General features: G+C 72.1%; 12 protein-coding genes. 1 reads left to right on the plus strand and 11 read right to left on the minus strand.

The features are described 5' to 3' along the window. Positions 1-64: 64 nt before the first annotated feature. From V6V47_RS22825 to V6V47_RS22875, 11 genes are all read right to left on the minus strand, one after another. Positions 65-520, minus strand: a complete 456-nt coding sequence (locus V6V47_RS22825; protein ID WP_334630350.1) for a MaoC family dehydratase — start codon at positions 518-520, stop codon at positions 65-67. Positions 521-537: 17 nt separating this feature from the next. Beyond that, positions 538-1686 (minus strand): acyl-CoA dehydrogenase family protein, encoded by a 1149-nt coding sequence (locus V6V47_RS22830; RefSeq protein ID WP_334630351.1) that lies wholly within the window; start codon positions 1684-1686, stop codon positions 538-540. A 39-nt stretch (positions 1687-1725) separates the two neighbouring features. Then, positions 1726-4512: an AAA family ATPase gene (locus V6V47_RS22835; protein WP_334630352.1), complete on the minus strand. Its 2787-nt coding sequence runs from the start codon at positions 4510-4512 to the stop codon at positions 1726-1728. Between the two features lie 45 nt (positions 4513-4557). Beyond that, a complete protein-coding gene (locus V6V47_RS22840; RefSeq protein ID WP_334630354.1) occupies positions 4558-5169 on the minus strand; it encodes a TetR/AcrR family transcriptional regulator in 612 nt (203 codons plus the stop codon). A 94-nt stretch (positions 5170-5263) separates the two neighbouring features. Then, positions 5264-6031 (minus strand): SDR family oxidoreductase, encoded by a 768-nt coding sequence (locus V6V47_RS22845; RefSeq protein ID WP_334630355.1) that lies wholly within the window; start codon positions 6029-6031, stop codon positions 5264-5266. A gap of 157 nt (positions 6032-6188) precedes the next feature. Further along, on the minus strand, positions 6189-7472 hold the full coding sequence (locus V6V47_RS22850; protein ID WP_334630356.1) for an ABC transporter substrate-binding protein: 1284 nt from the start codon (positions 7470-7472) through the stop codon (positions 6189-6191). A gap of 86 nt (positions 7473-7558) precedes the next feature. Then, complete coding sequence (locus tag V6V47_RS22855) at positions 7559-8671, minus strand: branched-chain amino acid ABC transporter permease (RefSeq protein ID WP_334630357.1); 1113 nt, start codon at positions 8669-8671, stop codon at positions 7559-7561. Then, complete coding sequence (locus tag V6V47_RS22860; protein WP_334630358.1) at positions 8668-9546, minus strand: branched-chain amino acid ABC transporter permease; 879 nt, start codon at positions 9544-9546, stop codon at positions 8668-8670. The genes V6V47_RS22855 and V6V47_RS22860 overlap by 4 nt, the downstream gene beginning before the upstream one ends. Positions 9547-9574: 28 nt before the next feature. Beyond that, positions 9575-10297 (minus strand): ABC transporter ATP-binding protein, encoded by a 723-nt coding sequence (locus V6V47_RS22865; RefSeq protein WP_334630359.1) that lies wholly within the window; start codon positions 10295-10297, stop codon positions 9575-9577. Positions 10298-10355: 58 nt separating this feature from the next. After that, a complete protein-coding gene (locus tag V6V47_RS22870) occupies positions 10356-11141 on the minus strand; it encodes an ABC transporter ATP-binding protein (protein ID WP_334630360.1) in 786 nt (261 codons plus the stop codon). Between the two features lie 137 nt (positions 11142-11278). Beyond that, positions 11279-12178 (minus strand): alpha/beta hydrolase family protein, encoded by a 900-nt coding sequence (locus V6V47_RS22875; RefSeq protein ID WP_442934287.1) that lies wholly within the window; start codon positions 12176-12178, stop codon positions 11279-11281. 208 nt (positions 12179-12386) lie between these two features. On the opposite strand from V6V47_RS22875, the gene V6V47_RS22880 reads away from it, so the two are divergent. Further along, positions 12387-14648, plus strand: coding sequence for a catalase (locus V6V47_RS22880; RefSeq protein ID WP_334630361.1), 2262 nt, complete (start codon positions 12387-12389; stop codon positions 14646-14648). The last annotated feature ends 21 nt before the right edge of the window (positions 14649-14669 follow it).

A 14669-nucleotide genomic window follows, 5' to 3' on the forward strand; every position in this document is an offset into this window, starting at 1 on the left:
GGGCCGCGCGGCGCGGGGCGCGCGGGGCGCGGGGCGCGGGGCGCGCGCCCCGCACCGGGGGGCTTTAGCCGCGGTAGAGGCGGCTCACCGTCTCCGCGACGCAGACGGGCTTGCCGCCGCTGTCGCTCTCCACGGTGATCGAGGCGACCATCTGCACCCCACCCTGCACCGGCGACACCTCGGCGATGGTGGCGGTGGCCCGTACGGAGGCGCCGACCCGGACCGGGGCGGGGAATCGGACCTTGTTCAGCCCGTAGTTGACCCCCATCGCCACTCCCTCGACGCGGTAGAGCGCGCTGGCCAGCGCCGGAAGCAGCGACAGGGTCAGGTAGCCGTGCGCGATCGTGCCGCCGAACGGCCCCGCCGCGGCCCGTACGGGGTCGAGATGGATCCACTGGTGGTCGTCGGTGGCGTCGGCGAAGAGGTTGACCCGATCCTGCTCGATCCGCTGCCAGGGACCGGGGCCGAGGGTCTCGCCGACCGAGGCCGCCAGCTCGTCGATGGAGGTGAAGACTCGCATGTCAGGTGCCCTTCGAGCTAGAAGGCGTTGACGCCGGTGAGCGCGCGTCCGATGAGGAGTTGCTGGATCTGGCTGGTGCCCTCGTAGAGGGTGGCGACCCGGGCGTCGCGGAGGTATTTGCCGACCGGGTACTCGTCGATGTAGCCGTACCCGCCGAACACCTGCACCGCGTTGTTGGCGGCCCGGACGGCGGCCTCGCTGGCGAAGAGCTTGGCCATCGACGCCTCGGTGGCGAACGGCTGGTCGCGGTCGATCAGGTCGGCCACCTGCCAGACCAGCAGCCGGGCCGCGGCGGTGTCCACCGCGATGTTCGACAGCAGCTGTTGGACGAGCTGGTGGCCGGCGATCGGCTTGCCGAACTGCGTTCGCTGCCCGGCGTACTCGACGGCGGCGTTCAGGCAGCCCTGGGCGATGCCGACGCAGCCGGCGGCGACCGACATGCGGCCCTTGGCCAGGGTGGCCAGCGCCAGGCGGAAGCCGCCGCCCTCGGCGCCGAGGCGGGCGTCGTCGGGCACGCGGACCTCGTCGAAGCGCAACTCCCCGGTGGCCTGCCCACGCAGGCCAAGCTTGCCGTGGATCTCTCGCCGGGTCAGTCCCGGGCTGTCGGTGGGAACAAGGAAGGCGGTGATGCCACGGTGTCCCGGGCCGCCGGTGCGGACGAAGACCAGCGCGACGTCGGCGGTGGTGCCGTTGGTGATGAACATCTTCGTGCCGGTGAGCAGCCAGTCGGTGCCGTCGCGGACCGCGCGGGTGGTCAACGCTGCCGCGTCCGAACCGCTGTCCGGCTCGGTGAGCGCGAAGCAGCCGAGTGCGGCCCCGGTGCAGAGGCGGGGCAGCCATTCGGCCCGCTGCGCGGCCGATCCGTGCGCGGCGATCGACTTCGCGACCAGCCCGAGTGAGACCGAGACGATGCCGCGTACGGCCGAGTCTCCCCGGCCCAGCTCCTCCAGGATCAGGCAGTACGCGAGGTGGTCGCCCCCGGAGCCGCCGTCGGACTCGGCGATGGTCAGCCCCAGGAAGCCCAGGTCGCCCAACATGCCGACGATGGCCGGGTCGACCGACTCGCGACGGTCCCAGGTCGCCGCGTGCGGCACCAGTTCCCGGTCGACGAACTCGGCGGCGAGCCGGCGGACCGCCGCCTGCTCGGCGGTGAGATCAAGGTCCATGGCGAATAAACTAGCGGTGATAGTTTATGGCGTCCAGAGTCACCGGTCAGCGGCCAGCCCGACCTGCCGTTCGGCGGCGAACGCCCGGGCCAACTCGGTACGCGAGCGGATGCCGAGCCGATGGAAGACGTTGCGCAGGTGGTGGTCGATCGTGCGGGTGGAGAGGAACATCCGGGCGGCGATCTCCCGGTTGGTGGCGCCCTCCGCGACCAGCTCGGCGATCCGCAGTTGCTGGCCGGTCAAGAGCCGCGCCGCGGGCAGATCCGGTGGCCCGACCGACTCCCCCGCCGCGCGCAGCTCGGCGGTGGCCTGCTCGGCCCAGCTCGCCGCGCCGAGCAGGATGAACGACTCGCGGGCCTGGTGCAGGTGCCCACGGGCATCACGGGGACGCCGACTGCGGCGCAACTCCTGACCGAAGAGCAGCTGGGTCCGAGCACGCTCGAACGTGCCGGCCTCCGTCGGATGCAGCCGCAACGCGGCCTGGAACTCCCGTTCGGCCTCGGCGCTACCCCGGGGTGCGAGCAGCGCGTGACAGCGGGCCGACAGGGCCCGGCGCAGCGGGCTGGCGGTGCTGCTGGCCCAGCGGTCGAAGACGGCCAGCGCGGCGGCCGCCGCCGGCCGGTGGGACAGGTGAGCCGCGGCCTCCACCAGGTACGGGGTCGCCATCACCTGGACGAGCACCTGCCCCCGGCCGGTGCCGAGGCGGGCCAGGGACGCCAGCCGGGTCGCGGCCTCGGCGTGCCGACCGTCGACCAGGTCGAGCACCGCGAGCGCCCATCCGGCGAGCGCGTGCGGGCGACTGCCCGGCGTGGGGGCCTCACCGATCTCCCGGATCCGCCGCAGGCTGGTGTCGCGGTCGGCGCGGACGGCGGCCAGCACGGCGAGCATGCCGAGGTGGACGTTGGCGCAGTTGACCTGGCCGGTGTCCCGGGCGACCCGTAGCCCGTCGCGGGAGGTCTCGGCCGCCGCCTCGTGTCGACCCAGCCAGTATTCGGCGATCGCTCGCAGCTCCAGCGCTCGGGACACCATGGACAACTCGCCCCGCTCCCGCGCGAGCGCGACGGCGCGTTCGGCGTGCCGGTGCGCGGCACCGTCCACGGCCACCACCAGGCCGGCCGCCGCCGCGCAGGTGAGCGCGGTCGGGGTCAACGCCGGGCCGGTCAACCGACCGCCCAGCACGACGGCTCGACGTAGTGCGGGGCCGGCTCGCTCGTGATCACCCCGCAGGGTCGCCGCCACCCCACCGACCAGGGAGGTCATCAGCTCGATCGCCGGCGGGTCGGTGGGGCGCCGCAGCATCCGCGCCCGGCGACCCACCTCCGCGTACCGGTACTGGTCACCGGCGAAGCAGACGGCCTCGCCGGCGCGCACCAGTGCGGACATGGCCAGGGCGCGGTCGGTGTCGGCCACCGCCCCGGCGGCGGCCAGCAGCGTGGCCGACGCGCCCGACGCGGCGTCGCAGCGCAGCTCCAACTCGCCGCGCAGCAGGTCGGCGCGCCCGGTGACGGCCGGATCCCCGGTGGTGGCGCGGATCCGGTCCAGCAGGAGCCGGACCTGATCGGGTTGGCCGGCGGCCCAGGCGTACCGGGCGGCGATCAGCAGGCGGTAGGCGGCAGCGGTCGGCTCGTCGCTGAGGTCGGCAGCCTGGCGCAGCGCCGCCGAGGCGGTGGCCCAGCCGCCCTCGCCGCCGGCCGCCGCCTGTTCCAACTCGGTGGCCAGGCCCGGATCGGCACCGACCGCAGCAGCGGCACGGTGCATGGCCCGGCGCAGTCGCTGCCCGTCGCCGTCGAGCACCTCGGCGAGCAGCCGGTGCGCCGCACGACGCTCGGCGAGTGGAGCAGTGGCCGCGACCATGGCGCGGGCCAACGGCTGGGGGAACGTGACACCGTTCGGCTCGACACGGACCAGGCCGGCGACCTCGGCGGGGGCGAGGGCCTCGATGGCGGCGCCGTCGGCCTCCGCCGCCCGGGTCAGGGTGGCGGGCTCCCCATTCTCGTCGAGCGCGGCGAGCAGCAGCACCCGCCGGGTGTCCGGCGCCAACCCGTCCAGCCGGGCACGGTACGCGCGACCCAACGCGCCATCGGCGGGCGGTGCGGTCGGCAGCGGCTCCTCCCCCCGACACTGACCGGGCGTGAGCACCTCGGCGAGGTCCACCAGCGCCTGCGGGTTGCCGCCGCCGACCGCGGCGAGCGTGGCCGCGACCGGCGCGCTGGGCCGTTCGGACAGCCGGTCGGCGAGGACGGCGGCGCTCTCCCGCTCGTTCAACGCCCGGAGCCGGTGCGCCGGTATCCCGTCAACCGTAGCGGTGACATCCGCGGTGAGCAGGACGGCGACCGGCAGGTGCCGGAGTCGGCGGGCCACGAAGGCCAGCACCTCGGCGGTCGGCCGGTCGCCCCGGTCGACATCGTCCATCGTGGCGAGCAGCGGGCGGTCCTCGCCGGCGGCGGTGAGCAGCCCCAGCACCGCCATGGACAGCGCCAGCCGGCGGTCGGGCGGGCAACCCTCCCCCGCCAGCGCGCGCCGCAGCAGGTCGCGCTGCTGCTCCGGCAGGGCGGTGGCCCAGTCGAGCACCGGGTCGAGCAGGCGTTGCAGGCCGGCGTACGGCAGCGCGGCCTCCTCGGCCAGCCCGGTCCCGGCGAGCAGGGTGCGAGCCTCGGCGTACCGGTGGGCGTAGCCGACCAGCGCGGTCCGGCCCGATCCGGGCTCTCCGTGCAGCAGCAGGGCCCCACCGCCGTCGGTCGCGCCGACGAGCAGACTCCGGACAGCTCGGCACTCGTCATCCCGGCCGCGCAGCACGGTTATTTGCACTCTTGATGCAGTAACCATGCATCCAGTGTTACCTATTGGTAACGGATTGGAAAGAGGCTGATGTCAGCCGGCCGACACCTCGGCCAGCAGGGCGCCGACCGTACGGGTCATCACCGCGCGGGCCTGGTCCACGCCCAACCCGAGGCCGTCGCGCAGCATGGACCAGGCCGGCCACATGGTCGCCGCCACCAGAGCGTTGAGCAGTTGCTCCCGACCCTGCCCGGCGCGCGTCAGCTCGGCGGCGAAGAGCAGCTCGACCTCGTCCCGGACCCGGTCGATGTGCTTGAGACGGTTGCGGTGCAACTGGTCGGAGACCAGCTCCCGCATCTGAGCGGCCCGCGCCGATGGCGCGATGAGCTGGAGCAGCCGGGCCCGTTGCCGGCAGTACGCGTCGATCCGCTTGGCCAGCGGCAGCGCGGGCGAGATCGGCCGGTAGGCGGCGTCCTGTTGGCGCAGCACCTCCGCACCGCTCGCCTCGAAGAGCGTCTCCATGTCCTTGAAGTTGGTCCAGAGCGTCCGCAGCGAGATGCCGGCGCGTTCGGCGATGCGCTCCCCGGTCGGCCGGAGGTCACCCTCGTAGATGAGCGCGAGATGCGCCTCGACGATGGCCGCGCGGGTGCGTTCGGCGCGGGCGGTCCGCCCGTCCACCCGCCCCGCGACCTCGACCCTGTCCATCCGCCCCCGCCTCTTCACCGCCACGACGCCCCCCGGCGCACCGACGAGTCTAGACAGGCGATGATCAGCGGCCCCCCGGCCACCGCCAGCGTTTTCATCCAGCTCGGCCGGTCAGCGTGATGCCGCCGTCGCAGACGATGGTCTGCCCGGTGATCCAGGAGGCGTCGGCGGACGCCAGGAAGGCGACCGCGCCCGCCACGTCCTGCGGCAGGCCGAGCCGCCCGAGAGGGTACGCCGCGGCGACCTCGTCCTCACGACCCTCGAAGAGCGCGGCGGCGAAGCGGGTCTTCACCACACCGGGGGCGACGGCGTTGACCCGGACCGTGGGGCCCAGCTCCGCGGCGAGGCAGGCGGTGAGGTGGTTGAGCGCGGCCTTGCTCACTCCGTAGAACGCGATGCCGGGCGACGGGCCGAGGCCGGCGACCGACGAGACGTTGACCACGCAGCCGCCCCGGTCGGCCATGCCGGCGGCGCAGACCTCCTGCACCCAGCCGAGCGCGGCGACGAGATTGACGTCGAGGATCTTGCGCGCCGCCGCCAGGTCCAGCCCGACCAGCGGGCCGTGCACCGGGTTGATGCCGGTGTTGTTGACCAGGATGTCCACCGGCCCGAACGCCTCACTGACCTGGCGCACCGCAGTGGCGCGGTGCTCGGCGTCGTCGGCGCGGCCGGGCACGGCCACGGCGTACGCCGGCCCACCCAGGGCGGCGACCGCGTCGGCCAGCGCCTCGGGCCGTCGGGCGGTCAGACCCACCCGGGCGCCTTCGGCCACCAACCGCTGGGCGATGGCGAGGCCGATTCCCCGACTGGCACCGGTGACGATGGCGACCCGATCCACGAGCCGGCCTGAATCTGCATTCACAGTGCAGATAGTAGGAGCGGCGATCGGTATCGGTCAACGCCTCGAGGCAGGCGGAACCCGCGCTCACGGTGGCGGATGTACGCACGGCTCCGACCGGACGCGGTCACGACGACGTGTCGCGTGACCACGCCCGGTCGACTGCCGGGTGTACGGGACCTCAGGAGACGGTCGGAATCCCGTTGGCCGGCGGCGGCGCGGGTGCGGCGGTGTACTCGTTGACCGGCCCGTCGGCCTCGTCGGTCTCGTACGCCGGCCCGAAGTAGCTCTGCACTCCCCCGGTGACCCGGCTCAGCCGCTGGCCGCCGTAGCCGGAGTGGTCCTTGTCGGAGAAGCGCAGCGGCACCAGGCCGGGGCCCTTGAAGCCACCCTTCTGCACGGCCTCGAGCAGCTTCTCCCGAGTGAGATCCTTGCCGGCGGCGAGCAGGGTCTGCACGAACAGGTAGCCGACCGACATGCCGTAGACGGTGTTCCCGTCGAACGGGGCGTCCCCGTTGTGCTCCTTATTGATCTTCGTGTAGAGCTGGATCCAGGGGTTCGTCACCTCGTTCTGCATGGGCAGATAGTTGGTGCCGACCATGCCCTCCAGCAGCGGAGCGGCCGCGCCGAGTTGCTTCGCCAGGGTCGGGTGGTCGGCGCCGACGTTCGAGACCAACCAGTTCGGCTTGAAGCCCAGCCGTGCGGCGGTGCCGACGGAGAGCGCCGTGAAGCCCGGCACCGTGGCGAGCACGACGACCTGGCAACCGGCCGCCTTGAACGCGCCGATCTGCGGCGCCACGTTGGTGTTGCTGGTGACGTACGTCTGCTTCACCGCCACGGCCGACGCGCCGAGCACCTTCTCCACGCCCGCCAGGCTGTCCCGGCCGAAGTCGTCGTCCTGACCGAGGAAGCAGAGCTTCTTGCCAGCCAGGTTGGCCTTCGCGTAGTTGGCGAGGATCTTGCCTTCGACCGTGTAGTCCGGGTTGAACCCGAACGTGCCCGGGTACTTGTCCGGTTGGTCCCAGCTGCGGCTGCCGGAGGCGACGAAGAGGTCGGGCACCCGGTTGCTCTTGAGGAAGTCGAGCACCCCGGTGTGCGTCGGCGTGCCCAGGCCGTTGAGGACGGCGAAGACCTTGTCCTGGAGGACGAGCTGACGCACCACCTGCTGGGTGTTCGCCGGGTTGTAGCCGTCGTCCATGATCTTGTAGGTGATCTTCCGGCCGTGCACGCCGCCGTTGGCGTTGACGTAGTCGAAGTACGCCTTCGTCGCCGGGGCGATCTTCGAGTAGCCGGCCGACGCCGGCCCGGTGAGCGGCATGTGGGTGCCGACGACGATCTCGGTCGCGGTGACGCCCGGCACCGACCCGCCGCCGGAACTGGGGCCGTCGTCGCTGCAACCGGCGGCGGCTATCAAGATGGCTATGGTGCTGGCGATCGCGAGACCGCGTTGTGCCGTGCGGTGCATGGGTGACACCGACCTTTCTCGGTCCGGTTCTCAGGTGAACGGTGTGGTGATGGTGGTGCGCCCGACCGAGGCCGGGCAGGGACAGCTCAGGAACGCCGGGCCGGCAACCGCGCCAGCAGTGCCCGGCCGAGGCGGGACAACACACCCTGGACGCCGCCGGGGGCGACGATCATGACGACGATCAGGGTGACTCCGAAGATCGCCAGCGGGAGGTTGCCCTCCAGACGCTGCGCCACCGCGGGCGAGAGGGTGAGCAGCTCGGTCGCGGAGTGGGTCAGGTCGGGCAACGCGACCAGCAGGACGGCCCCCCACAACGCACCGGCGAGACGACCGAGACCGCCGATCACCACGGCCATCAGCAGGAAGAGCGACAGGGTCAGCGAGAACGCGCCCGGCGAGACGCTCTGCGCGAGCACCGCCAACAGGGCGCCGCCGAGCCCGGCGGTCGCGGCGCTGACCACGAACGCGAGGACCTGGGTGCGGGCCACGTGGATGCCGGCGAGGCGGGCAGCCACCTCGTCGTCGCGGACCGCCCGGAACGTCCGCCCGTACCGACTGCGGATCAGGTTGGCCAGGAGAAGCAGCGCGAGCAGGGTGGCCGCGCCGGTGAGCCAGAGCTGCCACCGCTCGTAGGGGAAGTACACGCCGAGCGACGCCGGCGGTGGCTCCACGGGCACCGACAGCCCCTGCTCACCGTTGAAGACGCCGTCGAAGGTGACGGTCAGCGCCGGCACCACGACGGCCACCGCGAGGGTGACGCCGGCCAGGTAGGGCCCGCGAAGCCGGGCCGCGGCGGCGCCGACCACCGCACCGACGACCGTCGTGCTGACGATCGCCGCGCCGAGCGAGACCGCCAGCAGCCAGCCACCGGTCATCCCCCGGTCGGCGAACTCGGTCTGACACAGCGCCACCGTGTACGCCCCGGTGGCCATCAACGCGCCATGCCCGAGCGAGAGCTGGCCGTTGAGCCCGGTGAGGACGGTCAGCCCAGCGGTGGCGCAGAGGTAGGCCGCCACGGTAGCGAGCTGGAAGTTGCGGAACGGCTCGACGGCGTAGCTGAGCGCCAACAGCAGCAGCCCCGCGGCGAGCACGACGGCGAGGTGACGCAGCAGGGTGGAGCCGCGTCGCCGATCGGCCGGACGGTCGCCGCCGTCGGCCAGGCGCTGCTTCGGCGGCACTGCCGCCCGGGTGGCGCTCACACCCGCCTCGCCGCGACCGGGGCGAACAGCCCACCGGGACGGACCAGCAGCACCGCCAGCAGCAGGACCAGCACCGCGAGCGGGGTGAGGTCGCTGCCGGCGTAGCCACTGACGTACGAGAGCAGGAGCCCCACCACCAGACCGCCGACCACCGCCCCTGGTGGACTGTCCAACCCGCCGACCACCGCCGCGGTGAACGCCGAGACGAAGACCAGGTCCATGGCGTGCGGGTGCAGGCCGAGCTCGGTGGGGATGACCAGCATGGCGGCCAAGGCGCCGACCCCGGAGGCGAGTGCCCACCCGAGGGTCAGCATGCCGCCCACGTTGACCCCGAGCAGCCGGGACACCTCGGGGGCGAAGGCGGCCGCGCGCATCCGCAGACCGATCGCCGTGCGGGCGAAGGTCCACGCGAGGCCGCTGACCACCACGCCGACCGCCGCGAGAACGAACAGGTCGTACGGCGAGAGGACGGCGACCCCACCCACGGTGAGGGCGGAACGGCTGAACGGCGCCTCGGCGGGCCGGAACTCGCTGCCGTACGCCATGCCCAGGACCGCCTGGATCAGCAGCACCAAACCGAGCGCGACGATCACCGGGTTGAGGGGCGACGCGTGGTCGACGAAGCGCATCACCGCGCGGTCCACCAGCGCACCGAGGAGCAACCCGGCGATGATCGCGACCGCGAAGCCCAGCCAGTACGAGCCGGTCGCCGCGGACACGGTGTAGGCGACGTACGCGGCGGCGACGGCCATCGCCCCCTGGGCGAAGTTGACGACCCGGGCCGCCCGCCAGATGAGCACCAGGGCCAACGCGAACGCGGCGTACACCGCGCCCCGGGACAGGCCGTCGATCGTGAGGAAGACGAAGCGGTCCAACAGTCCTCCCTCCTGGGGGACGAAGTGGTCAGAAACCGAGGTAGGCGTGCCGAAGGTCGACGTCGTCGCGCAGTGTGGCCGCTGGGGCGGCGATGACGACCCGGCCGAGGGACATCACCACGCCCTGATCGGCGACGGCGAGCGCGCTGCGCACGTTCTGCTCGACCAGCAGCACGGTCAGGCCGGTGCTGTCCCGGAGTTGCCGGAGCAGGGCCATCGTCCGGGCGACCACCTTTGGCGCCAGACCGAGCGACGGCTCGTCGAGCAGCAGCAGGCGGGGCCGGCCCACCAGCGCCCGGCCGAGCGCGAGCATCTGCCGCTCGCCGCCGGAGAGCTGGTGGCCGAGGTTGCGCCGCCGGCGCGCCAACGGCTCGAAGAGCTGGTAGACCTCGTCGAGGGCGCGGGCGGCGTCGGCCCGGTCGCGCCGCCACAGCCCGCCGAGCCGCAGGTTCTCGTCGACGGTGAGCTCGTTGATCACGCCCCGCCCCTCCGGCACGTGTGCCATGCCGCGCCGGACGAGTTGCTCCACGGGCGTGCCGCGCAGCTCTTCGCCACCGAGGAGGACCTGACCGGAGGCCGGGCGGATCATGCCGGACAGGGCGCGCAGCAGGGTCGTCTTGCCGGCGCCGTTGGCGCCGACGACCGCGGCGATGGTGCCGGACGGGACGGCGAGGTCGATGGCATGCAGCACAGGCGCGGCACCGTAGCCGGCCACCAGCCCACGCACCTCGAGCAGGTCGGGCGCGCTCATGCGGCGTCAGCTTTCAATCGCGAATGCGGGGCTCGCAAACCCGGCTCACTCCTTGCGCTCATGCGGCGGCCTCGTCGACAGCGGCGCCGAGGTAGGCGTCGGTGACGGCCTGGTCGTCTCGGATCTCGTCCGGCGTGCCGGCGGCGATCACTCGGCCGAAGTCGAGGACCACCAGCTCGTCGCAGACGGCCATCACCAGATCCATGTGGTGCTCGACCAGCAGCACCGCGCAGGGATCGGACTCTCGCCGGGGCAGTTGCCGGATCAACTCGCCCAGCTCGGCGATGTCCTCTGCCCCCAGGCCCCCGGCGGGCTCGTCGAGCAGCAGCAGCCGAGGTCGGGCGGCGAGCGCGCGGGCCAGGGCGACCCGCTGGCGTACGGCGAAGGGCAGCGTGGTCGGCGCGGCCTCGGCGTGCTCGGCGATCCCCAGGTCGTCGAGGATGTCCAGGGCGTGCCGACGCAGTCGGACCTCGTCACGGTCGCTGTGGGGCAGCCCGAACAGGGCCGACGCGAAGCCGGCCCGGGCGGTGTGCGAGGCGCCGGTCATCACGTTCTCCAGGACGGTGAGCCCGGCGAAGAGCCCGGTGCCCTGCAGGGTCCGGGCGATGCCGAGCCGGGTCAGCCGATGCGGCCGTGGTCGCAGCGGCTGGTCGTCGAGAGTGATCGAACCCTCGTCCGGCGCGACGAAGCCACAGATCACGTTGAACAACGTGGTCTTGCCGGCGCCGTTCGGCCCGATGACGCCCACCACCCGGTTGGGTGGCACCCGCAGCGAGACGTCGTCGAGGGCGGTGAGGCCACCGAAACGCACTCCGATGTGGTGCAATGCGAGCCCGCGCTCCATCACCCATCCCTCTGTCGTGGCGGGTGTTATTTACACTCGCAGTGTACATTTCTCGGGTTCCGCGTCAATACCTTCGATGCCTCCCCGCCTGCACGCGGACGGGGCGGCCGCCATCGGCGGCCGCCCCGGGATCACGCTCAGGAACTCGGGCAGGTGTTGCGGTACTCCTCGATCTGCAAGCCGCTCGGGCCGGGGCAGAGGAACTGCTCGTAGCGGGTGTCGTCGTCGACGAACCGCTTCAACCAGGCCACCATCTGCCGCGCGGTCGGCGTGTTCACCGACTGCGGGAAGAAGTGGCTTGCGTTGTTGAGCTCCAGGTACGCCTTCTCGGCGGACGACGGGATGCTGTTGTAGAACGGCACCGAGTGCGACGAGACCGGCGCGACGGTGTCGCTCTCGCCACCGATGATCAGCGTGGGCACCCGAAGCTCGGACCAGCTCTTGTCGGTGTTCCACGGTGCCAGCGGCACCGCGGCCTGCAACGAGGGCCGATCCGAGGCCGCCTCCAGGGTGCCGCCGCCGCCCATCGAGTGACCGGCCACCGCGAGCCGGCTGCTGTCGATCCGGGTACGGACCGAACTGCGCTGGGTCAGGTAGTCGAGTGCGGCGAGGAGCTGCCGGCCACGGCTGTCCGGCTGGTCCAACGTGCTGTTGGTCTCGATGCCGATCACCACGAAACCGTGCGAGGCGAGCCGCGGCCCGAGCCAGCTGATGCTGGACCAGTACGCGGTGAAGCCCGGCGAGATGGCGATGGCGCCGAAGGTGCCCTCGCTGGTGCTGGTCGGGTAGTAGATGACGCCGCCGCCGAAGCCGGAGACGCTCAGCGCGGACACGCTCTGCGAAGCGGTCGCGAACGGGCCGCGACTCGCCTCCAGGATCGCGGTGGTCGGGTTCGGACCCCGCTCGTACGGGCCCGCCGCCTGCGCGGCGCCGGTGGAACCGGCCAGGGCGCCGCCGGCGGCCAGGGTGGCGGCCAGCACGAGCCGGACGGCTCTGGCTGCCACGGAACGGGGACGGGTGGTGGTTGGTGACGACACGTCGGGCACTCCCTAGAGTCGAGAAATATCGACATGCGTCAGTTTTGGCCTCTACACCGGCCCACGCATCGGTGAAATCACCAGTCCCGGCCTCGGCAGCATTCGCACCGCTGTGACCCAGACGCTGGCATTGGCTGCGTTTTGCCCGTCTGACCTGGGGTAGGGGGCAGATGCCTGCCCATCAATGCTCCATGGAGGGTCTCGTCCAGTGGATTCCAGCAAGCCCGCCAAGGCGGTCAAGAACGCCGTGAAGACAGCCTCAGAGAAGATCGCCGACGTCCTGACGCCCACGGTTCCCGGCGCACCGGGAAGCGCGCCCCCGACCGTCGAGGAGCCGACCGCACCGCACGACCCACTGCCGCCGAAGAGCGAACAGGGCGCTCCGCAGACCCGCACACCGACCGGCGCGGAGACCGACACACCGACGACCGCGAACGGTCAGCAGGGCGCCTACCTCACCACCGCGCAGGGCGCGCGGCTGCGCGACACCGACCATTCGCTCAAGGCCGGCTCGCGCGGTCCGACCCTGCTCCAGGACCACCACCTCCGCGAGAAGATCACGCATTTCGACCACGAGCGCATCCCGGAGCGCGTGGTGCACGCCCGTGGCGCCGGCGCACACGGCGTCTTCACCGCCTACGGCACCGCCGAGGGGGTCACGAGAGCCGGCTTCCTGAAGAAGGGGCGGGAGACCGAGGTCTTCGTCCGGTTCTCCACCGTCCTTGGTTCACGCGGTTCGGCCGACACGGTCCGCGACACCCGGGGCTTCGCGACGAAGTTCTACACCGACGAGGGCACGTTCGACCTCGTCGGCAACAACATGCCGGTCTTCTTCATCCAGGACGCCATCAAGTTCCCCGACATCATCCATGCTGGAAAGCCGCACCCGGACCGCGAGATCCCGCAGGCGCAGAGCGCCCACGACACCTTCTGGGACTTCGTCTCGCTGCACACCGAGGCGCAGCACCACACGCTGTGGAACATGTCCGACCGCGGCATCCCGCGCTCCTACCGGACGATGGAGGGCTTCGGTGTGCACACCTTCCGCCTCGTCAACGAGGCCGGTGACACCGCGCTGGCGAAGTTCCACTGGAAGCCCACGCTGGGCGTGCACTCCCTGACCTGGGAGGAGGCGCAGATGCTCGGCGGCATGGATCCGGACTTCCACCGCCGGGACCTGTACGACGCGATCGAGGCCGGCGCGTTCCCCGAGTGGGAGTTGGGCATCCAGGTCCTCCCCGACACCCCCGAGGAGACCTTCGACGGGATCGACCTGCTCGACCCGACGAAGATCGTGCCGGAGGAGCTGGCACCCGTGCAGCCGGTGGGCAAGCTGACCCTCAACCGCACGCCGACGAACTTCTTCGCCGAGACCGAGCAGGTCGCCTTCCACGTCGGCCACCTCCCACCGGGCATCGACGTCACGAACGATCCGCTGCTGCAGGGCCGACTGTTCTCGTACGTCGACACGCAGCTCACCCGGCTCGGCGGGCCGAACTTCGCGCAGATCCCGATCAACCGCCCGCACGCCCCGGTGAACGACATGCTGCGCGACGGCTTCCACCAGCAGGCCGTGCACGCAGGGGTCGCGCCGTACCGGCCGAACTCGCTCGACGGCGGTAACCCCTTCCCGGCAGGCGACGACGAGCACGCGTTCCTCGACGTACCGGTGACGGTGGCGGAGGCGCCCAAGGTACGGGCCAACCCGGCCTCGTTCGACGACCACTTCAGCCAGGCGCGGCTGTTCTGGCTGAGCATGTCGCCGGTCGAGCGGGAGCACATCATCCGCTCCTACACGTTCGAGCTCGGCAAGTGCTACCACCAGGCGATCAAGGAGCGGCAGCTGCAGAGCCTCGCCAACATCGACCCGGAGCTGTGCGCCCAGGTCGCCACCGGCCTCGGTCTGCCCGCCCCGGAGCCGACCGTGCCGCTCGCCGACGTCACGCCCAGCCCCGCGCTGTCCCAGGTCGGCAGGGAGTGGCCGACGGACGGTCGTACGATCGGGATCGTCGTCGACCCCGACAGTGACCTCGACGGCGTCCACCAGGTGCGCGCGGCCGTGTTCGAGGCCGGCATGGTGCCGCTCCTGATCGCCCCGCACGGTGGGATGGTGGGCGACCTGCCCGTCCAGCGGACCTTCGCGACCGGTCGATCGGTCGAGTTCGACGCGCTGCTGCTGGCCGGCGCGCCGGCGCCCGCGCCGGACGCGATCGGTGCCCGCGACGACAAGGCGGGTACGACGGACACGAAGACCGTGGATCCCCGTGTGCTGCTCCTCGTCGAGGAGTGCTGGCGGCACGCCAAGGCGATCGGCGCGTGGGACGACGGCGTCGCCGTCCTGCGACAGGCCAGGGTGACCGACACCCCGGGCGTCGTCACGGCGGGCTCCGGCGCGGAAGCTCTGACCGCCGTGCAGGGGCTGATGGCCGCGCACCGGGTGTGGGACCGTTTCCCGGCCACGGTCGCCTGAGCAGGTCAGTGACTGATGAGG

It is taken from the genome of Micromonospora sp. CPCC 205539 (genome assembly GCF_036906815.1).
GTDB lineage: Bacteria > Actinomycetota > Actinomycetes > Mycobacteriales > Micromonosporaceae > Micromonospora.